A 17910-nucleotide genomic window follows, 5' to 3' on the forward strand; every position below is an offset into this window, starting at 1 on the left:
TTACTTAATAACTTCTTAATCCAATAATCTTAAGTTATATAAGTCTTCTATATTTTTACGCCTTGAATATTGAAGACAATCATATAAAAAAAATAATAAATGATTATAAAAAATTCACCTTCTCCCAAAAACTCAAATCAAGCCCAAGAAATAGGGCATATCAAATATTCTTATAAAGAAAGTTTTAAAAGAGAAAATAAATCTATTTTGGATGATTCGGAATTTATTGAAAATTACAATAACGCCCTTAAATCACCACAATCAAGAAGATTGTATAAAGATACAGAGAATGAAATTCATTATGACTCAATTAAGGCCCAGAATATTTTACCTCTAGATAAAATTTCTATTTAAAATTTTATTAAAAACTACTTTTAAAGATTTTTTAAATAGATCTTAAATCCGACCTTCTTTTTTTAATGTTAGCTTACTTCTACGTTCATCCAATTTATTTGGACGCATGAAATGAGAATAGGGAACGGGATTCTCATTAACTGCATAAGATCATGAATGAGCTCTCTCAAATAAGAGAAAAAATTACAAGAGCCAAGAGGCTTTATGAAGCCCAAATCTTGGCAACTAAAAATGGAGAAGTTACTCCATATAGAAGATCAGTCTTTGAAGAAAGAATTAGGGAAGCACAAAAAGAAATGAGATCGCAAGACACCAAAAAATAAATTCTTTTGTAAAAATCTATTTTGTATCAGCTACATTCTTGAAGAAATCGCAGTAAGCCATTAATTCTGATTCGGTTTCAATTTTTAGATTTAAATCATTAATTGCTTTCTTGGTATCAATTCTGTAGCCATACCAATCTAGACAAACTTCTCTCTGCCTTTGGGTTTCAGAAACCTTTTGAGTACCTATTTCGTTTGAGTTACTAGTACAACTCGCAAGGAAAATAGTTGAGAGAGCTAGTAGTGGGAATAGTAGTCTTTTCATTTGTTAATCACAACAACTTTCCGATGTTGCTGAAGAAGTCCAAGATGATTCTTCCATTGTTGAAAGGTCAACTCTATGCGTTGCCATCCAGTCACCATTAGCTTCCACAAACTTTTGAACATTACCTTCTGGAGCTTGATGAATAACAATAACTTTTTGAGGATCTTCCTTACTTACTCCTCTAAAAAGTGGCTTAATGAGAAATTCAGAATGTCTTTTTTCAGCTTCCGCACTGTCAAATATCGCGGCCCATTCATCGAAAGTGCTTTCAATTTTAAAAGTAAAAACTGAGGTTATGGAACAAGACATAATAAAGATATTGTTTGTTTAATTAAAATAAATCTGTTTAATTAAGGTTTAGTTAATTATCTTTAAATGGAATTAAAACAGATGTTTTTTCAAATTTAAGCCAACCTTTTTTCTAATATTTTTAACATTCTTAAATAAACATTCCTATTGAAAAGGGTAAGTGTCAATGCTATCAATTTAATAAAACTTACAAAAATATGGAGCTAAATACTTTCTTACTTATCTTATTAGTCATTGCAAATTTTACAAATTTATATCTGACTCATTTCAAAAAAAAGAAAAAGTAATAGCTTTTACAATTTAAACAAACATTTTAATTCGCTTAACCTTTTATTAATTTTAAGTTAAAAAAAAGATAATCAAATCAGTTTTAAATAGGTTTAATTGATTAAATCTTAGTGAATAATAAGCTCTCCTTAAAAAATATTAATGTCAAATATGGAGAGAGCCTAGCTTTAAAATCTATAAACTTAGATATTTACAAAGGTGAATTTGTAGTCCTTCTTGGATCTTCTGGGGCAGGTAAATCAACTTTACTAAGAACAATAAATCAATTGAATCCATTAACTTCAGGAGAGTTAGATTTTTTTGATTTAGGAAAAATAAGAAATAAAAAAGATCTTCAGAATTTAAGAAAAAAAACTGGGATGATATTTCAACAACATCAGTTGATTGAGAGAAATACTGTTTTCCAAAATGTTTTAACTGGTCGACTTGGATTTCATTCACTATTTAGAAGTATTTTACCTCTTCCAAAATTTGATCAAGAACTTGCTCTCGATTGCATAGATAGAGTTAGCCTCTTAGATAAAGCGCTTGTAAAAGTAAAAGAATTAAGCGGAGGACAACAACAAAGAGTAGGAATTGCTAGAGCTTTAGCTCAAAATCCTTCGTTGATTTTGGCAGATGAACCAATAGCTAGTCTTGACCCAAAAACTTCCCATCAAGTTTTATCGATGCTGAAAGATATTTGTAAGAAAGATAATATATCCGCATTAACTAGTCTTCACCAAGTTGATTTTGCTAAAGAATATGGAGATAGAATTATTGGCTTAAGTCATGGGAAAATAGTTTTTAATGGTAAATCAGATCAACTTTCAGACGAGATTTTAAAAAATATTTATTCATCTTCACCAATAGCAGAAGAAGCAAATTTTACCTCAAATGAAGTGGTAATGGTTTAAAACCACTTCATTAAAAAAACTTAAACAAAAAAATGAAACTTAAATCTCTTTTAAGCGTTTTTACTATTTCTCTTGTGGCGCTTACTTCGGCATGCTCTACGAAAAATGCTGGACCAAGTGCTGATCCTGATAAGTTAATTGTTGCATTAATTCCTGATGAAAATGCTGCAACCGTTATCCAAGATAATCAAGGTCTAAAAGATTACTTAACTGAAGCCTTTGATAAGGAAATAGAGTTAGTTGTTACTACTGATTATTCTTCAATGATTGAAGCAGCTAGAAACGATAGGTTGGATTTAGCTTACTTTGGACCTTTATCTTATGTTTTAGCTAAAGCAGTAAGTGATATTGAACCTTTTGCAGCAAGGATTAAAGGAGGAACTAAGACTTATAATTCCTGCATAATTGGAAACACTAAAAAAGGTGTTACTAGTTTTGATGATATCAAAGGTACTACTTTTGCTCTTGGAGATCCAGCTTCAACCTCTAGTAGATTATTCCCTGAGTTAACTCTTGCTGAAAATGGACTTACTAAAGGCAAGGATTTTCAAGGAGTTTTTCTAGGATCACATGATGCTGTTGCCTTAGCAGTTCAAAATGGAAATGCTCAAGCAGGAGGAATGGCATGTCCGATTCTTAAATCCCTAAAGAAGAAAGGAGTTATTGACCCTTCTAAAGTAACAACTATTGCTCAATCTTCTCCTATTCCTCAATATCCATGGACAATGCGTTCAACTTTATCTCCTGAATTAAAAGAAAAAATAAGAGTTACTTTCTTAGATCTAGATAGTGACAAAGTCCTTAAACCTTTTAACGCTGATGGTTTCGCATCTATAACTGATAGTGATTATGACGGTATTAGAAAAGCAGGCAAACTTCTAGGTCTTGATCTTTCTAAGTTTGTTAAGTAAAAAAATCACTTTACAAATACAAATAAAAAAATTATTAAATGGATAAATTCAAAAGAATTTTAGAGGTCGAAAGGAGGACTTGGAAAAAACAATTTTTCAGGGTTCTCATAATTTTGATATTTGTATTTTCTTCTTTAGCAGTTATAGGTCTTTTCGATTTTGAAAGGATAAGTACAGGTATTCCGGCAGTTTTAAAATTACTGCCGGAAATGTTTCCTCCTGATTTCTCAAGAGCTGGAACTTGGTTTAAACCTTTAATAGACTCTTTGGCAATGAGTATCGCAGGAACTTCGATTTCTGTTTTTTTATCTTTACTTCTATGTTTTTTTGCTGCAAGAAATACAACTATAAATCCAATTGTTTACAACTTAGCAACACTAATTTTAAACGTCACAAGAGCTGTTCCTGAATTAATTTTAGGAATTATTCTAGTTGCAATGATTGGCTTTGGTGCTCTACCGGGGACATTGGCATTAGGTCTTCATTCTGTTGGAATGTTAGGTAAATTTTATGCTGAAGCTATTGAGCTTTGTGACAAGGAACCTATAGAAGCAGCTAGAGCTTCTGGCGCAAGTGATCTACAAGTTATTGTGCATAGCATTCTTCCTCAAGTTTTTCCTGCTATGGCTGATGTTACTTTTTATAGATGGGAATACAACTTTAGAGCTTCAATGGTTGTGGGTGCTGTAGGGGCTGGTGGTATAGGTTTAGAGATCATAAGTGCTTTGAGGATAATGGATTATGCTCAAGTATCAGCTTTATTAATAGTAGTTTTAGTCGTAGTAACTGTATTAGATAGCATGAGTAACTATCTCAGGAAATCAGTATCTGAATAATTCTCATTAAATGAAGAAAGTTGTTATTTCCAATAAAGTTCATACTGAAGTTATTGAGTTATTAGAAAAAAATTTTGAAGTAATTAGTAACCAAAATGATAAACCTCTAACTTATGAAAAATTAAAGTTCTTATGTAAAGATGCAAATGGTGTGATGGTATTTATGCCAGATAGAATTGATAAGAACTTTTTAGATAATTCAAAAAATTTAGAGATCATCTCTGGAGCACTAAGAGGATTTGACAATATTGATTTGGAAGAGTGCATAAAAAGAAATATAAAATTTACAATGATCCCAGATTTACTTGCTTCCCCTACAGCAGAGTTAACATTGGGACTTCTTATTGGTTTATCAAGAAATCTACTAATAGGTGATGAATATGTTAGATCTGAAAAGTTTAAAGGTTGGGAACCAAAATTCTTCTCAAATGGAATTGAAGGGAAAAATGTTTGTCTTCTAGGTATGGGTAAATTAGGGGTTGAAGTAGCTAGGAAGATTAAAGGTTTTAATGTAAAACTTTTTTATCATGATTTACAAAAATTAGATTCAATAGATGAACAACAACTAAACACCAAATATCTGGAATTAAATGATCTTTTTGAGAAGGCTGATTATTTGGTTATTCTTTTACCTTTAAAAAACGATACTTACCATTTTATTAACTTTGAAAATATTTTAAAAATAAAAAAAAATTGTTTACTTATTAATACTTCAAGAGGTTCTGTAGTAGATGAGAGTGCAATTGCACAAGCAATTAATTCTGGGCACATAGGAGGATATGCTTCAGATGTCTTTGAATTTGAAGATTTATCGATAAAAGATCGACCAAAAAAAATTAATCAGGAATTATTAAATTTAAAAGATAAGACTTTTTTTACTCCTCATCTTGGCTCAGCAGTTGATGAAGTTAGACTTTTTATTGAATTAGAAGCTGCTCAAAATATTATCAACTTTTTATATCATTAATAGTTTTATACATTTTTATATAAGAGATATTTTCTTTTTTGAAATAATCACCTTCAGATAAAAAACCGAATTTTTCATAAAACATTTGGGCTTTTTTTCTAGAAAATAAATAAATATAATTTATTTTTTTTTTTTCTAAATAAGAAATTGAATGACAAATTAATTTAGACCCAAATCCTTTGTTTTGATAAGCAGGTTTTGTGGCCATTTTTCTAATTCTTGCTTTACTTTCTCTAATGTAAAGTGAAATTATTGATATTAATTCCTCTTGTTTATATAAACCAAAATGTGTACCATTTTTATCATCTTCAAGAATACAAAATTCTCTTTTTTTATCTGGCCAAATAGCTTCATGCCTTATATCAATAGTTTGATTAGAATATATTTTTCTAATTGAAATTGGCATTCTTAATTATCTTTTCTTCTTAAATTTATCTTAATCATAAATGTTTAATATCTTGTTAAGACTTGTATTGAGGTGGAATCAGTTTTGAACAATATAAAATTAAAATTCGATAATGACGGATTTATAGTTAATGAGAACCTAATAAATCAAGTTGATTTAGAGGCAATTGAAAAATGGATTAGTGAACTTAACGACTCTAAAGAGGTTAACCATCATTATGAAAAAACAGTTAATGGTAAAGTGCTTTCAAGAACAGAAAACTTTGTAAGCTCGCATACATCTTTTAGGGAATTTCTTTTAAGTTCATCAATAAAAGATTATTTAACTATGCTATTTGATGATGAACCAATATTATTCAAGGAAAAAATAAATTATAAATACCCAGGGGGAGCTGGATATGCACCTCATCAAGATGCTCCTGCTTATCCTTTTGGGAAAAAACACATAACAATGCTATTAGCTATAGATGACTCTGATATAAATAATGGATGTTTGGAATTTGCAAGAGGTAGAAATAATGAGGGCATAATAAATATTGATGAAAAGGGGTGTATAGATTCACTAACCGCAGAAAAATTTGTTTGGGAGAAGATACCTCTTAAAAAAGGAGGCGCAGTATTTTTTGATTCTTTTGTTCCTCACAGAAGTTCAACAAATAAATCTAGTCGTCCAAGAAGAGCGCTCTATGTAACTTATAATGCTAAAACTGAAGGCGATTTAAGAAAAGATTATTATGACTTTAAAAAGAACTCTCTTAAAGATGGATATGTAAGTTTAATAGGTCACTTTGAAGGAGAAGCAATTAAATGAAATACAAAACTATTAAAAACTTCAAAAACAAATTACAAAATTCTGATAACAATGAATTTGTAGATTTATTATTTGACTTTATTAAGGAGGAAGGAAAAACTAATTATGATGAATCAGTCACTCAATTACAACATAGTCTCCAAACAGCTTCACTCGCTCGCACTGAAGATGGCAGAAGGCATATAGTAATTGCTTCTTTGTTACACGATATAGGTCATCTTCTAATAGATGAAAATGACTCAAAAAATGATTTCTTAAAAAAAGATCTTAACCATGAAAATATTGCTTCAAATTTTTTAAAAGATTTTTTCTCTGAAGAAATTACAGAAAGTATTCGCTTACACGTTGTAGCAAAAAGATATTTATGCTCAATCGATAATTCTTATTATGAAAGTTTATCTAAAGCATCTAAAAATAGTTTTAAGGTACAAGGTGGTGCTTTAAATAAAGAAGAGATTAATGAACTAGAAAATAATAAATACTTCAAAGATGCAGTTCGATTAAGAAAATGGGATGATAGAGGAAAGGTTTCTCTTAAAGAAGTTGAAGAATTAGATACTTATAAAGAAATGATTGTTGCCGAAAGATTAGCTATCTATTAAAAATATATTCATAGCTTATATTTATAGATTCTTTAAGAGAATTGCTTATGAATGATGATTCAATTTTTTCTTTTATAAAGTTCTTTATTTTTAATTTCTTAATAAGTGGAAGGCATATTTTACAATGCAAGGTTGAAATTTTATTATTTTGAACATCACTTTTAGAGATAATATCAACATAAAAACTTTTTGATTCAATATTATTCTTTTCTAGAATTATTCCAAGAGTTGTTGAAATACAAGAAGCTAAAGATGCAGACAATAGATTTGAGGGTTTAGTCTGTTCGCAAGAATCATGTAAATTTCTATTCGAATTTGTTTTTATTTTTAATTGATTTTCGAAGATAATTTCACTCCGAAATTCACCTACATATTTCGCCTTAATTGACATATAAAAATAGCTATTTTTAAGAGCTTATTATGGGTAAATTAAGTTAAGATTAAGGCCAAAAAATTTTGCTAAATTTAATAATTGATTAAAAAATTTTAAATGCAATTTTCTGATAGATATCTAAGTATTTGGGTTTTCTTAGCAATGTGTATTGGATCTTTATCCGGTTATTTATTTCCTAATTTATCTCAATTTATAGGCGGATTAGAGCTCTCAAGAATAAATCTTCCAATAGCAATTCTTATCTGGGGAATGATTTTCCCAATGATGTTATCAATAGATTTCAAGTCAATAATAAATTTGAAATATAAGATTAAAGGATTTTCTATTGTCCTTTTTATTAATTGGTTAATAAAACCAGTTTCAATGGCCATCATTGCAGCCTCTTTTTTATATTTTTTATATGGTAATTTTATAGATCCTGTACTTGCTAAAGAATATGTTTCTGGAATGATTCTATTAGGAATAGCGCCATGTACAGCAATGGTTTTTGTCTGGAGTAATCTTGTTAAAGGCGATCCTTTATTTACTTTAATCCAAGTAGCTATTAATGATCTAATATTAATTTTAGCCTTTCCATTATTGTCAAAAATTCTTTTAGGATTTAACAGTATAGATATCCCGTTAGATACTGTTTTCGGTTCTGTAATAATCTTTATTTTGGTACCACTTTTTCTAGCAATATTTTTAAAAAATAAAATCTATAGCGAAAAAAGAATAAAAAGTATTTTGAATAAAAGTAAAAGTTATTCGTTGTTTTTTTTAATTCTTACAGTCTTTTTATTATTCTTTGTTCAATCAAAATCTATATTACAAAATCCTATTCATATAATCTTAATTTCAATTCCATTAATAATACAGACTCTTTTTATTTTTTATTTAACTGCTTTTTCAATGAAGTTTTTTAGGCAAAAGTATTCTATTTCCTGTCCAGGATCGATGATAGCAGCTTCAAACTTTTTTGAACTTGCAGTAGCTGTATCGATAACTCTTTTTGGGATTAATTCAGGAGCTGCTTTAGCCACTATAGTTGGGGTACTAGTAGAAGTTCCTTTGATGCTTTATTTAGTAAATATTTCTAAGTCTTCCAAAATATTATTTATAAAGTAATATTTTCTTCATACCATTGAATTCTTTCTTCTAAATAAGTGCTCATACTTCTGCCAAATCAAAAGCCTTTTTAAGATCTTTGGTCATAAATCTAGCGTAACTTTCTAGGTGTGTTTGTAGATCATGCCCCATTGCATCAGCAATTTGTTTAGGTGCTCGCATTGTTCCATCTTCCATAGGTCTAGTGTGAGCAACATATGCGTATCTATGACGGAAGGAATATGGTTTGCACTTTTGTCCTTCTGCTTCTGCTTCTGCACAAATAGACAACCAAGTCTTTCTAATGCTCTTCCTCCTAAGATATTCTCCAAAGTTTTGACCGCCATTACCTAGAGGAATTTTTGGCAGTTCTTCTCCCGCTGCCAACCTTTGCACTAAGTTGTAGTTCCAATCAAAAGGTTCTCCATCTACATCTCTAACCAATAAAGGCAATAGTTGTCTTTCTTTAAAATTAGAATTTACTTTTTGGTATATACACCAAAGTTCTGTCTTGTTATTTCTGAGAACCAGATGATTAAGTTCTTCTGGTCTTAATCCATAAACTGAACAAAGTTGAGCAGCAAACTTCCATCTTTGGGCTTGTGGTTGGTCAATAAAGTTATCTACTAATCTTCCAATCTGGGCATCTGTTAATGGATAACCAATATCTTTCTTTTTAGCTATATTTTTTTCTTCATTATTATCTTTGAAATTTCCATAATTTGGTCTCCAATAAGAAGGGAAATCTTCATAGTTGCAGCAATAATCTAAAAAACTATTAAAAGCTAATCTCATATGCCTTCTTATTGTTGCCTTGTCAGGTGGCCAACCAACTAATTGATTGTATTGTCCATGCTTATATTCATTAATTACCTTTTTATATAAAGCTCTAGCATTTTGCGGTCTATGATTTGCTCTATTCATATAGAACATAACTCCCTCTAAAACAGGAAGATGCTTTTTATTCCAAGTGTTTTCTTTAATATCTGATCTTTCTTTTCTATATCTAACAAAAGCCCCTTCCCAATCAAGTTTGACTTCCGAAGAAGAGTTTCTTGCATATTTAAAAGCGGTCTTTAAAAGGATCTTTCCATTATTTTCTAAATAAGTGTTTGCTCCTTCTTCTATAAACTTCAATGCTTCAATCATTTGATTCTCTTCCCATAAGTAAGGAAGGTTTATAGATTTTCTTCCAGTTGTCTTAGTTCCATATATTAAACGCATATTCCCTCTATCATTTTCTACTGTCCAACCAGATCCAATAGATTCCTTTATTGCCCTTCTTAATGTTTTTACCCAATTGTTTGATTGTGGCATTTAATGACCGAGTGCTCTACCTATTGTCCACGGATTTCCGTGGATTTTCAACTGAGTAAGGCAAAAGTGTGCAGTCTCGTGCAGTCTTATGCAGAGTATGACTTCAGTTATAGCTTAGATCCCTTTGTCTCACTAGAAGAGTCATAGTGCTTTGGGAGCACTAGGTCGCAGGTTCGAATCCTGTCGCCCCGACTCTAAAAAATCAAGTCATACTAGCGAGTCTCTCAACTCGCTTTTTTATTATTTGTTGTCTCACATTAAGAAAAGGTAGCTAGAGGGGTAGCTAGGATACAGTTGTTGCGGTCGTCACTTACTTATCTAGTGCCTTTTATTGACAATTCCATCAATTAGGTTGTTCCCCAAAAATTTTAGAACACTTATTAATCAATAAGTGCTTAATCAATAAGTGCGACCCATGAAAAGGCTGCTCCAATACCGATTAAAATTCCCGAAACCAAATTTTTATTCTTTAAAATTTTTCCAATATGCTCTGATAAGTATAGGACTATTAAGAGCAAAGATCCTTGCCCTATAAATATTCCTAAAAAGTAACTTAATAGAGGACTTTGCTCAGCACCAATAATTGCACCTCCTATCAAGTAACCATGCAAAGAGATCATGGGTAAAAGTAATGAGCTAGGTAAATAGCCCAAAATTATCAAACTTTCTAAAACTAAGCTTAAAGATACTAATGCTTCTGCGTAGGGAATCATAAATTCTGGCAATGACAAAATTTGCGCAATAGCACTTCCAATTAAACCAAAACCTAATAAAGGTAATATCCATTTTTTTGGGAATCTCAATCCAATAAGACTTATTGCCAAAATAAAAAGGAGATGGTCTGGACCTAATAAGGGATGACCAATACCACTGATAAATCCCTGCCAGGAAGTTAATGTGGAACTCTCACCCATACCAAATGGATGATGAGCAAATACTGGATTATAGATACTAATAAAAAACAAATATACAGGGAAGATTATTAAAGAGACTTTTAAGTTCTTATGAAAAAAATTTTTAGAATTCATTTTTCTATTTAAATTAATGATCTTTGCATGGTGAACATTCTTCACAATCTGTACATTCGCAAGGACAAACACAACCACAACCTGGACAAACTTCTTTCTCGTTTAAAATCAAAGTATCTGTTACTAAATGTTTTGTAAAAGTAATAACCATAATTTGGAAAATTTATTTCTAAATATAAACAATATATGACTAAAAATTAATGCTAGTAATAATTTTTTATACATTTTATAAAATTAAATTAAAAAACGATTATCATTTTTATTTAATTAAGAAATATATTATTTAACAAAATTTAAAAATGATAATCATGTTCATGAATATTATTTAACAAAACAATAACAAACCTTTTAAATAATATTTTGATAATGAAAATCACATTCATGATTATTATTTAAAAAGATAACTTCACTCAGCTTCTATATCAATAATTCTTTTACCTTCCAAAGCATTAATTCTTTCTTCTTGGAATTCAATAGCGACTATCAATTATTTTTTGGGGTGATAACTACAAGAAGGCACTCGGGTGTAAAAGGGGTAGCTAGAGGGGTAGCTAAGTGACGATCTCATGCGAATTCATGCGATAGCAAGGCATGAATTTGAGACTCAGAAACGTTCCAACACAATAGATAACTCTAGTTATAATCTATATTCTTATATTTTTCTCAAAGTTACATACAAGTGCTTTGGGAGCACTAGGTCGCAGGTTCGAATCTTTTAGCCCTATGAGTTTCAGCAATAAGTCTCAGCTAATACCTAGTTCACTCAAATTTTTGCTTCACGCAAAATTTACGCAAAATAAATCTTTGAAAAATAATTAACCTGTGAATCCCATTTTCTGTTCTGCTGCCATTAATGAGCCAACAAGCTTGTGCTCAGCAACTTTTTCATCGTCAGTCATAACTGGCTTGATATCAAAATCTATATCAAACTTAACTTTCCAAGGAGCAAAATGTTCTGTCATTTTTATGCCTGCTGAAGCTTGGACAATAATATAAACATTATTTGAGTAAGAGGCATGATACCTTCCCAAAACTTTGAATCCTTCAAACTCATCATTCAAAGTTCCATCTTCAATAACCTTTAAAAAAAGATCATACGCTGCACCCATAAGAGAAACATTTTTAAAAGTTGCAGTTACTAAATAAGTATTCATTTGATTAATAAATCTATAAATCTTTTATAGGGTATAGCATTTAGTATTGAGTTAAGGATCTTGAAATGAATATTTCTGCTAAAGGAATTTTTTTAGATCGACTGTCAATAATTAAACCGCTTGAAGTTCTCTAGCTTTTATAAATGCTTTTTTAGTAGTTGTAGTTTTTGCGTAATCATACGACTCAAGATGTGTTCTTAATGTATGCCCCATTGCATCAGCAACACTACCCGCATCAATTCCTAATTGATGACCTCTTAAGGAATAAGAATGTCTAAAGCTATAACAACCAAGACTTTCGCCCCGCTTGGCCATTAATGCTTTAAGAGAAATCCAACCCGCTTTTTGTTTTAACCATTTACCCATTTGATCTCCAACACCCTCAACAGTTTTGCAATCTGGCATACATTGATAGGGAAGTTCTAATAGACCTGCTTTGTACAATCTGACTACTTCTTCATAATGAACATTGCCATCATTATCTACTAGATAAAGAGGTTCTAATATTCTTGGTTTTGTTACACCCTGACCCGATCTTTTTTCATACATACACCAAAGTTCATCTTTTCTCTTTTTATAAACTAAGTGTCTTAATTCAATAGGTCGTAAACCAAAAACAGCACAAAGCTTCATTGCATTGACCCATTTTTTGGCAGCGAGTATATGATGCGGTTGCCCTGTTTCTGTTGGTAGAGAATTTATTAAATTAATAAACTCTTGATCTTCTATTGATGCTTTTTTGTTTCTGGCTTTTTTAGCTTCTTTAGAAGGTCTTCCAATGTATTCTCTTAAGTCATCAGGTGGAAGCCAATCACTAGGATAATTTTTCTTAGTAACGCAATACTTTAAAAAAGAAGCAAGATTTCTCACTCTTTGTTCTCTAGCTCTACCACCAAGTTCATAAGTTAATGGTTTTGGTGCAATATTATTTCTTCTCATATAGTCAGTAACCTTTTCAATTCCATTTTTTGCACAAATTTCTAATAATTTATCTGCATTTATTGGAGCATCTTTGGTTTTTAATAAGTTAACTGCGTAAGTGATTACAGGTTCATACTCTTTAGTCCAAGTTCCATTAGCAATACCAGTTCCCATCTCTTTTTTATATTTTTCAAAGTCATCCTTTGCACCAACCCAATCGTGGGAATAAGTTAATTTAGGAGCTAAACCCGCGCATACAGCAACCGCAGTATCAAAATCTCCGCCATTGTTAGCCATCTCAACATAGATATTCCTAACACGAGTAATAATATCTCCCATATTCTGGGATGAATAAGAAAAAGGAATATTATTCTTCATTAATTGGGCAGAACGCATCCCATTACCAGTTCTAACCTCTAATCTTGCAAGTCCTCTATGTTCTCTAACAGTCCAACCCTTTGCAGTAGAAGATCTTATGGCTGTTCTTAAGCCATTTACCCATGCTTCATTATTTTTGAGTTTGGGCATTAATTTGCGTACACATAGGCACAATGTACGCAATTTGTACGCAAAATGCAACCGCAGAGTGTCTTCGGGTTATAACAAAGGTTGACTAGATATTGCACTAAATCCATTGACACTATTATAATCTAAGTAAGTAAAACGCTTGTTATTACTACAAAAATTCTTTTTGTGACTTTGTTTACTAACATCCCTCTCATAGATTAGAATGATGTTTAGCGGGGCGTGGCGCAGCTTGGTAGCGCGGGTGCTTTGGGAGCACTAGGTCGCAGGTTCGAATCCTGTCGCCCCGACTCTTAAAAACCAAGTCATACTAGCGAGTTACCCAGACTCGCTTTTTTATTGCTTTTACTTGTTGGCTCATAGTGGCCAACAAATAGCCAACAAATTAAAGATTTGAAAGAGTTTTAAGGATATTTTTTCTTTGCTTTCGCGACCGCTAATTTCCCACCACTTTTTTTAGATTGAGCTGTAACTGTCCACTCATAGGTATGTGTTCCGCCTGGTGGGCACGGAGATTTATATATAAATGCACCTGGCTCTATAACGTTTTCTCCAAAGTATTCAATTTTTCCTCCACCATGATTAAAACCAGGTACATTCTTGTCTTTCATCTTAAATTTAAGAAATTTCGTACCTTCAGGGACATTATTTAGAGTAAAAATTGGATTTGATACTCTATTTGGATTACCAGTATTACATTTTTTTATATCTCCCCATTCAAAAGAAATAGAAAATTCCTCTGCTAAACATGATACTGGGGTAGCCAAAATAGTCCCAAAAATCAAAAATGATTTTAAATTCATTTAATTTCAGTGAAGTATTTATTTTTTAAATTTACCATTTTCCAGAATTTGATCTTTTAAAAATCATTAACTTTAACAAAATAAATTGTCCAATATTCGCCAACATATGGCCAACAAATTGTATTTCCCAACCAATTGATAGCTCTAGCTAATTCTTCAAAGCATAGGAGTGATCTATAGACTAAGTGCTCTATTTTCTTAAAAAGTGCTTTGGGAGCACTAGGTCGCAGGTTCAAATCCTGTCGCCCCGACTCTTAAAAACCAATTCATACTAGTGAGTTAGCCAGGCTCACTTTTTTATTGTATGTTGTCTCATGCCTCTTAAAGAGGAGTGGTAGAAGGAGCTAGAATCTTAGAGGATACATAAATCGAGCTTTCAGATGATTTCCTTAATATATATAAAGAACCAAATAGATAAATTATGGAGAAATTTACTTTAATAAATAAAGATAGATCAAGAATAAAAATATTCGAACCTTTCGAAGATGTTTCCGAGCCTTCTCCCTCTATTGATGCAATGATGATTTCTTATGGTTGCGTATATAAGCGATCTAGTAAGCCAGTTTTGAAGGGAAGCAGAGTAGAAACTATAGAAGCTGCAAGAAAAGAATATAAGCAACTTTTAGATGAAGGTTGGAAGAAAACTTCTATCTTTAAAGGTTATTTTTAATTTGAAAAAACATTTGCATAATTTCTTACAACTGGTAATTTTAGTTAACTTGGATAAGTTCAAATGCAAGATCAAAGAATTGAAAAGATAGCATCTTTTGCAGTAAACATAGCTAAGGTGCTGGTAATAATTTATCTAGGCTTTGTAGAAGTATTTAAAATTGGCAAATTACTTAGAGAAAAGTTAGATTCTGAACTTAATATTTCTCGAAAATGGGCTTCACAAGCCTATTCAATTCTAAAAAAACGACAAGCGGAACGAAAAGTAGCGAGAGTTTAAAAATTTTTGATATAAATTAATTGAGGCCAAACTTCTCAAGCAGACTCTACGTTTGCCTCAAGACATAGATTGATTCGATATAGTTGCGAGTCGATATAATAACCCTCTAAGTAGTTGGAATTTCTGGAGGGGTTTCTTTTTACTGATATTTATTGAGTAAGCGATTATAAATTACCAACAATACTATTACTCCAATAATTCCATAAGTTGCATGAGCTGGGTCATGATGATTCTGCCAAAGCTCCTGTAAAAATTCCTTCAATACTTTATAGCCATTGCCCAATGAGGATAACACCAATAAGATTTTTCTCAAATTAACTGTAATTTTCTGCTATTTTTTTTTACTTAATTTCAATCAGCATTAACAGCAAGTAGGTAAGGTAAATGAAGCTAGTAGTGGGAATATTGGGCGTTTCATTTACGCAACAAGTTCTATCGAATATACGGTATCCTTACAGTTATTTTTTTTATCCCATTCCTTTGCGAAAGGAGATTCCATCTCTGCACCTAATTTTTCTAAGTCAGTACAGTTCATTAATAAATGAGATTTGTGTTCGTTGACTTTTACAAACTCATAATCAGTTACAAACGCCTTGCACATTTCTTCAAGAAATAATGTCGTTACATCATTTTTAAATTCTTCAAATGTACAGCTAAAAGTAGAAATGATGAGAGTGTTCATAAAAAAAGGAGCCAATCGCTCCTTATTTTAGATCTAATGTCAACCGCACTCTATGAGTAAACTTTGGCAACTATTGGACCTGCTTCTTCATCAGTAAATACGGGCGTGGTTTCCCAATTTAGAAATTCACCCCATTCAGCAGCATGTTGATATATTGCTTTTGGATCATCAGTCTTTAAAACTATCCAACCCTCTAAAGATCCTGGTGCGTGATATCTTCCAATCATCTCAACTCCAGGATAATCTCCCCCTCCACCAAGAAATTTTTCTGCACCTTTTTGATGATATCCGGCCTTAAATGACCAATGCTGAACATAAAGCATTTTGTTTTTTAATTTTTATTGGCTTTCTATTACTAGCAAAAAAAATAATTCCTGAAAATAAATATTGTTAATTGCCCCTTATTGTAGATCGACTTTCCAAAAAACTATCAAATCTCCACCCTAGTCAAAGGAGAGCACTATGTCATAGAGGGGGAGTTAGAGTCTATAAACACCTTGTATAATCTTCGAGGATATCCCTATATATTGGGATCTCAAACTCAATCCACTCTGTTCAAATAATTTTGACTATTACTAGGATTTAAAGGAAATTTAATTTGATAGATCGAGTCTTTTGGGGACGCTAAGTCGCAGGTTCGAATCCTTTTGCCCCGATTCTTTAAAAAAAATCATATTAGTGAGTTACCCAGACTCGCTTTTATTAATGAAAATTATGTCGGTTAGTCAAGCCGACAAATTGCCGACAATTGCAAGATTTTTCTTAGTTGTTCAAAGATGTTCTCAATTATTCAATAAGACAATTATGAACTAAAAAATACATTTTGAAGTTTTGGTACAGTTTTAACCCTTTTTTGTTCCTAAAACCGCACTATTAATTTAATAACAATAGAAGGATAATAAAAGTGAAGATATAGGAGGTCTTATGAAACTCATTACTCCTTTCACAATCCTCAATCAAAACTTCCACGAAATGGATTTGATTAGAGAAGCAATTAACAAAAGAAGATTAGCAACTGAAAAATTGCATGAAGACTATAGGAAATTGTATAGAAATTACCAATTTGCTGTTTAGTACTTAATGGAATTTTTAAATAAGCTTTGGAATAATCAACCAAATGCAATTATTGAGGTAGGTTTAGCGATATTAGTAATATTGGGAATATATATAAAATTACTTGATATATATCGGTAGTATTTTTAATCTTTAGGCCTCTTTCAATACAGAAACAAAATATTCATTGTCTACATCTTTAAAAAAAATAATTAACCTGTGAATCCCATTTTTTGTTCTGCTGACATTAAGGAACCAACAAGCTTATGCTCAGCAACCTTTTCATCGTCAGTCATAACTGGCTTAATATCAAAATCTATATCAAACTTAACTTTCCAAGGAGCAAAGTGTTCTGTCATTTTTATACCTGCTGAAGCTTGGACAATAATATAAACATTATTTGAGTAAGAGGCATGATACCTTCCCAAAACTTTGAATCCTTCAAACTCATCATTCAAAGTTCCATCTTCAATAACCTTTAAAAAAAGATCATAAGCTGCGCCCATTAGAGCAACATTTTTAAAAGTTGCAGTTACTAAATAAGTATTCATTTGATTAATAAGTCTTCACACACTTCTAAGATAATGTATTTAAAATTGGGGTTAAAAATCTCGAAATGAATACTTCTAATTTAGAACTTTTTTTAAAATCTACTATCAATTATGATAACCAACTTTAGAAACAATATTTCCTGAAACAGGATCAGTAACTCCAAGTTCAGGTGACAACTCTTCCATAAATCCTCTAACCTCATCAAGGTGAGCGATCATAGCTGGTCTTTGCGCTGCAATAGCTTCTGCACTTTTCCATATGCCAACAAAACAGTAATCATAAGTGCCAGTTTGAGCGATATATCTTTGAGTCATCCCCTCAAAACTTGTTTTATCTATTACCTCAAAATACTTATCTACACAATCTGACTTTAATTTAAATCGAACAACATTCATAAAATTTTGAGCAGTCATAAAAAAGAGGGATTTAATTCCCTCTAATATAGATCGGCATTCAATAACTAACTATTAGCAAGGCAA

Annotated in this window: 27 protein-coding genes and 1 tRNA gene; 13 read left to right on the plus strand and 15 right to left on the minus strand. The window is 31.4% G+C overall.

Annotated features, from left to right (window positions below; translation table 11 throughout):
- The first annotated feature begins 99 nt into the window (after positions 1–99).
- On the plus strand, positions 100–354 hold the full coding sequence (locus HA148_RS05995) for a poly-A polymerase (RefSeq protein ID WP_209110567.1): 255 nt from the start codon (positions 100–102) through the stop codon (positions 352–354).
- Positions 355–506: 152 nt separating this feature from the next.
- Complete coding sequence (locus tag HA148_RS06000) at positions 507–677, plus strand: hypothetical protein (RefSeq protein ID WP_011863196.1); 171 nt, start codon at positions 507–509, stop codon at positions 675–677.
- A 16-nt stretch (positions 678–693) separates the two neighbouring features.
- Here HA148_RS06000 and HA148_RS06005 read toward each other — a convergent pair whose 3' ends face one another.
- Together HA148_RS06005 and HA148_RS06010 are read right to left on the minus strand one after the other, a co-directional pair.
- Positions 694–942 (minus strand): hypothetical protein, encoded by a 249-nt coding sequence (locus tag HA148_RS06005; protein WP_209110568.1) that lies wholly within the window; start codon positions 940–942, stop codon positions 694–696.
- Between the two features lie 3 nt (positions 943–945).
- Positions 946–1251 carry a DUF3764 family protein gene (locus HA148_RS06010; protein WP_209110569.1) on the minus strand — a complete coding sequence of 102 codons (306 nt, stop codon included), beginning with the start codon at positions 1249–1251 and terminating at the stop codon, positions 946–948.
- Positions 1252–1649: 398 nt separating this feature from the next.
- Here HA148_RS06010 and phnC point away from each other — a divergent pair, with 398 nt between their 5' ends.
- The 4 genes from phnC to HA148_RS06030 are packed head-to-tail and all read left to right on the plus strand — an operon-like array spanning position 1650 to position 5149.
- A complete protein-coding gene (gene phnC, locus HA148_RS06015; RefSeq protein WP_209110571.1) occupies positions 1650–2435 on the plus strand; it encodes a phosphonate ABC transporter ATP-binding protein in 786 nt (261 codons plus the stop codon).
- Positions 2436–2467: 32 nt separating this feature from the next.
- Positions 2468–3346 (plus strand): phosphate/phosphite/phosphonate ABC transporter substrate-binding protein, encoded by an 879-nt coding sequence (gene phnD, locus HA148_RS06020; RefSeq protein ID WP_209110573.1) that lies wholly within the window; start codon positions 2468–2470, stop codon positions 3344–3346.
- Positions 3347–3384: 38 nt separating this feature from the next.
- On the plus strand, positions 3385–4182 hold the full coding sequence (gene phnE / locus HA148_RS06025; protein WP_209110575.1) for a phosphonate ABC transporter, permease protein PhnE: 798 nt from the start codon (positions 3385–3387) through the stop codon (positions 4180–4182).
- Between the two features lie 10 nt (positions 4183–4192).
- Entirely contained in the window at positions 4193–5149 is a 957-nt protein-coding gene (locus tag HA148_RS06030; protein WP_209110577.1) for a phosphonate dehydrogenase, read from the plus strand.
- Here the strand turns inward: HA148_RS06030 and HA148_RS06035 are convergent.
- Positions 5130–5555 (minus strand): GNAT family N-acetyltransferase, encoded by a 426-nt coding sequence (locus tag HA148_RS06035; protein ID WP_209110579.1) that lies wholly within the window; start codon positions 5553–5555, stop codon positions 5130–5132. The genes HA148_RS06030 and HA148_RS06035 overlap by 20 nt on opposite strands.
- 84 nt (positions 5556–5639) lie before the next feature.
- Between HA148_RS06035 and HA148_RS06040 the strand changes: the two genes are divergently transcribed.
- Positions 5640–6365 (plus strand): phytanoyl-CoA dioxygenase family protein, encoded by a 726-nt coding sequence (locus HA148_RS06040; protein WP_209110581.1) that lies wholly within the window; start codon positions 5640–5642, stop codon positions 6363–6365.
- The gene (locus tag HA148_RS06045) at positions 6362–6967 is read left to right on the plus strand and encodes an HD domain-containing protein (protein ID WP_209110583.1); all 606 of its coding nucleotides are present in this window, start codon (positions 6362–6364) and stop codon (positions 6965–6967) included. The genes HA148_RS06040 and HA148_RS06045 overlap by 4 nt, the downstream gene beginning before the upstream one ends.
- On the opposite strand, the gene HA148_RS06050 is transcribed toward HA148_RS06045, so the two are convergent.
- Positions 6957–7358: an OsmC family protein gene (locus HA148_RS06050; RefSeq protein WP_209110585.1), complete on the minus strand. Its 402-nt coding sequence runs from the start codon at positions 7356–7358 to the stop codon at positions 6957–6959. The genes HA148_RS06045 and HA148_RS06050 overlap by 11 nt on opposite strands.
- Before the next feature lie 99 nt (positions 7359–7457).
- Between HA148_RS06050 and arsB the strand changes: the two genes are divergently transcribed.
- The gene (arsB, locus tag HA148_RS06055; RefSeq protein ID WP_209110587.1) at positions 7458–8468 is read left to right on the plus strand and encodes an ACR3 family arsenite efflux transporter; all 1011 of its coding nucleotides are present in this window, start codon (positions 7458–7460) and stop codon (positions 8466–8468) included.
- Between the two features lie 42 nt (positions 8469–8510).
- Here the strand turns inward: arsB and HA148_RS06060 are convergent, their stop codons facing one another.
- The 5 genes from HA148_RS06060 to HA148_RS06080 all read right to left on the minus strand — a co-directional run bounded on the left by HA148_RS06060 (position 8511) and on the right by HA148_RS06080 (position 13395).
- A complete protein-coding gene (locus tag HA148_RS06060) occupies positions 8511–9764 on the minus strand; it encodes an integrase (RefSeq protein WP_209110589.1) in 1254 nt (417 codons plus the stop codon).
- Between the two features lie 395 nt (positions 9765–10159).
- On the minus strand, positions 10160–10864 hold the full coding sequence (locus HA148_RS06065) for a HupE/UreJ family protein (protein WP_209110590.1): 705 nt from the start codon (positions 10862–10864) through the stop codon (positions 10160–10162).
- Positions 10806–10943 carry a hypothetical protein gene (locus tag HA148_RS06070; RefSeq protein WP_011863181.1) on the minus strand — a complete coding sequence of 46 codons (138 nt, stop codon included), beginning with the start codon at positions 10941–10943 and terminating at the stop codon, positions 10806–10808. Before HA148_RS06070 ends, HA148_RS06065 begins: the two co-directional genes overlap by 59 nt.
- Before the next feature lie 664 nt (positions 10944–11607).
- A complete protein-coding gene (locus tag HA148_RS06075; RefSeq protein WP_032515361.1) occupies positions 11608–11946 on the minus strand; it encodes a DUF3303 domain-containing protein in 339 nt (112 codons plus the stop codon).
- Between the two features lie 111 nt (positions 11947–12057).
- A complete protein-coding gene (locus HA148_RS06080) occupies positions 12058–13395 on the minus strand; it encodes a hypothetical protein (RefSeq protein ID WP_209110591.1) in 1338 nt (445 codons plus the stop codon).
- Positions 13396–13608: 213 nt separating this feature from the next.
- On the opposite strand from HA148_RS06080, the gene HA148_RS06085 reads away from it, so the two are divergent.
- Positions 13609–13682 (plus strand) — tRNA-Pro (locus HA148_RS06085).
- 114 nt (positions 13683–13796) lie between these two features.
- Here HA148_RS06085 and HA148_RS06090 read toward each other — a convergent pair.
- Complete coding sequence (locus HA148_RS06090) at positions 13797–14195, minus strand: YbhB/YbcL family Raf kinase inhibitor-like protein (protein ID WP_209131114.1); 399 nt, start codon at positions 14193–14195, stop codon at positions 13797–13799.
- Positions 14196–14251: 56 nt separating this feature from the next.
- Entirely contained in the window at positions 14252–14431 is a 180-nt protein-coding gene (locus tag HA148_RS06095) for a hypothetical protein (protein WP_209131116.1), read from the minus strand.
- Between the two features lie 185 nt (positions 14432–14616).
- On the opposite strand from HA148_RS06095, the gene HA148_RS06100 reads away from it, so the two are divergent.
- Together HA148_RS06100 and HA148_RS06105 are read left to right on the plus strand one after the other, a co-directional pair.
- A complete protein-coding gene (locus HA148_RS06100) occupies positions 14617–14865 on the plus strand; it encodes a DUF1651 domain-containing protein (RefSeq protein WP_209131118.1) in 249 nt (82 codons plus the stop codon).
- 63 nt (positions 14866–14928) lie between these two features.
- Positions 14929–15144 (plus strand): hypothetical protein, encoded by a 216-nt coding sequence (locus tag HA148_RS06105; RefSeq protein WP_209131120.1) that lies wholly within the window; start codon positions 14929–14931, stop codon positions 15142–15144.
- 418 nt (positions 15145–15562) lie between these two features.
- Here the strand turns inward: HA148_RS06105 and HA148_RS06110 are convergent, their stop codons facing one another.
- Complete coding sequence (locus tag HA148_RS06110; protein ID WP_209131122.1) at positions 15563–15826, minus strand: hypothetical protein; 264 nt, start codon at positions 15824–15826, stop codon at positions 15563–15565.
- 50 nt (positions 15827–15876) lie between these two features.
- On the minus strand, positions 15877–16149 hold the full coding sequence (locus HA148_RS06115; RefSeq protein WP_019480434.1) for a DUF3303 domain-containing protein: 273 nt from the start codon (positions 16147–16149) through the stop codon (positions 15877–15879).
- Positions 16150–16750: 601 nt separating this feature from the next.
- On the opposite strand from HA148_RS06115, the gene HA148_RS06120 reads away from it, so the two are divergent.
- Complete coding sequence (locus HA148_RS06120; protein ID WP_209131124.1) at positions 16751–16900, plus strand: hypothetical protein; 150 nt, start codon at positions 16751–16753, stop codon at positions 16898–16900.
- Between the two features lie 191 nt (positions 16901–17091).
- On the opposite strand, the gene HA148_RS06125 is transcribed toward HA148_RS06120, so the two are convergent.
- Together HA148_RS06125 and HA148_RS06130 are read right to left on the minus strand one after the other, a co-directional pair.
- Positions 17092–17430: a DUF3303 domain-containing protein gene (locus HA148_RS06125; protein WP_209131126.1), complete on the minus strand. Its 339-nt coding sequence runs from the start codon at positions 17428–17430 to the stop codon at positions 17092–17094.
- Between the two features lie 105 nt (positions 17431–17535).
- Positions 17536–17844, minus strand: coding sequence for a hypothetical protein (locus tag HA148_RS06130; RefSeq protein ID WP_209131128.1), 309 nt, complete (start codon positions 17842–17844; stop codon positions 17536–17538).
- Positions 17845–17910 lie beyond the last annotated feature (66 nt).

Origin of the sequence: Prochlorococcus marinus XMU1405 (assembly GCF_017696275.1) — a bacterium.
GTDB classification, from domain to species: domain Bacteria; phylum Cyanobacteriota; class Cyanobacteriia; order PCC-6307; family Cyanobiaceae; genus Prochlorococcus_A; species Prochlorococcus_A marinus_AB.

What these genes read in the sequence shown, in the direction of transcription:
- HA148_RS05995 (WP_209110567.1), top strand. Translation starts at nt 100, where the DNA reads ATGATTATAAAAAATTCACCTTCTCCCAAAAACTCAAATCAAGCCCAA.
- HA148_RS06000 (WP_011863196.1), top strand. Translation starts at nt 507, where the DNA reads ATGAATGAGCTCTCTCAAATAAGAGAAAAAATTACAAGAGCCAAGAGG.
- HA148_RS06005 (WP_209110568.1), bottom strand. Translation starts at nt 942, where the DNA reads ATGAAAAGACTACTATTCCCACTACTAGCTCTCTCAACTATTTTCCTT.
- HA148_RS06010 (WP_209110569.1), bottom strand. Translation starts at nt 1,251, where the DNA reads ATGTCTTGTTCCATAACCTCAGTTTTTACTTTTAAAATTGAAAGCACT.
- phnD (WP_209110573.1), top strand. Translation starts at nt 2,468, where the DNA reads ATGAAACTTAAATCTCTTTTAAGCGTTTTTACTATTTCTCTTGTGGCG.
- phnE (WP_209110575.1), top strand. Translation starts at nt 3,385, where the DNA reads ATGGATAAATTCAAAAGAATTTTAGAGGTCGAAAGGAGGACTTGGAAA.
- HA148_RS06030 (WP_209110577.1), top strand. Translation starts at nt 4,193, where the DNA reads ATGAAGAAAGTTGTTATTTCCAATAAAGTTCATACTGAAGTTATTGAG.
- HA148_RS06035 (WP_209110579.1), bottom strand. Translation starts at nt 5,555, where the DNA reads ATGCCAATTTCAATTAGAAAAATATATTCTAATCAAACTATTGATATA.
- HA148_RS06045 (WP_209110583.1), top strand. Translation starts at nt 6,362, where the DNA reads ATGAAATACAAAACTATTAAAAACTTCAAAAACAAATTACAAAATTCT.
- HA148_RS06050 (WP_209110585.1), bottom strand. Translation starts at nt 7,358, where the DNA reads ATGTCAATTAAGGCGAAATATGTAGGTGAATTTCGGAGTGAAATTATC.
- arsB (WP_209110587.1), top strand. Translation starts at nt 7,458, where the DNA reads ATGCAATTTTCTGATAGATATCTAAGTATTTGGGTTTTCTTAGCAATG.
- HA148_RS06060 (WP_209110589.1), bottom strand. Translation starts at nt 9,764, where the DNA reads ATGCCACAATCAAACAATTGGGTAAAAACATTAAGAAGGGCAATAAAG.
- HA148_RS06070 (WP_011863181.1), bottom strand. Translation starts at nt 10,943, where the DNA reads ATGGTTATTACTTTTACAAAACATTTAGTAACAGATACTTTGATTTTA.
- HA148_RS06075 (WP_032515361.1), bottom strand. Translation starts at nt 11,946, where the DNA reads ATGAATACTTATTTAGTAACTGCAACTTTTAAAAATGTTTCTCTTATG.
- HA148_RS06080 (WP_209110591.1), bottom strand. Translation starts at nt 13,395, where the DNA reads ATGCCCAAACTCAAAAATAATGAAGCATGGGTAAATGGCTTAAGAACA.
- HA148_RS06090 (WP_209131114.1), bottom strand. Translation starts at nt 14,195, where the DNA reads ATGAATTTAAAATCATTTTTGATTTTTGGGACTATTTTGGCTACCCCA.
- HA148_RS06100 (WP_209131118.1), top strand. Translation starts at nt 14,617, where the DNA reads ATGGAGAAATTTACTTTAATAAATAAAGATAGATCAAGAATAAAAATA.
- HA148_RS06105 (WP_209131120.1), top strand. Translation starts at nt 14,929, where the DNA reads ATGCAAGATCAAAGAATTGAAAAGATAGCATCTTTTGCAGTAAACATA.
- HA148_RS06110 (WP_209131122.1), bottom strand. Translation starts at nt 15,826, where the DNA reads ATGAACACTCTCATCATTTCTACTTTTAGCTGTACATTTGAAGAATTT.
- HA148_RS06115 (WP_019480434.1), bottom strand. Translation starts at nt 16,149, where the DNA reads ATGCTTTATGTTCAGCATTGGTCATTTAAGGCCGGATATCATCAAAAA.
- HA148_RS06120 (WP_209131124.1), top strand. Translation starts at nt 16,751, where the DNA reads ATGAAACTCATTACTCCTTTCACAATCCTCAATCAAAACTTCCACGAA.
- HA148_RS06125 (WP_209131126.1), bottom strand. Translation starts at nt 17,430, where the DNA reads ATGAATACTTATTTAGTAACTGCAACTTTTAAAAATGTTGCTCTAATG.
- HA148_RS06130 (WP_209131128.1), bottom strand. Translation starts at nt 17,844, where the DNA reads ATGACTGCTCAAAATTTTATGAATGTTGTTCGATTTAAATTAAAGTCA.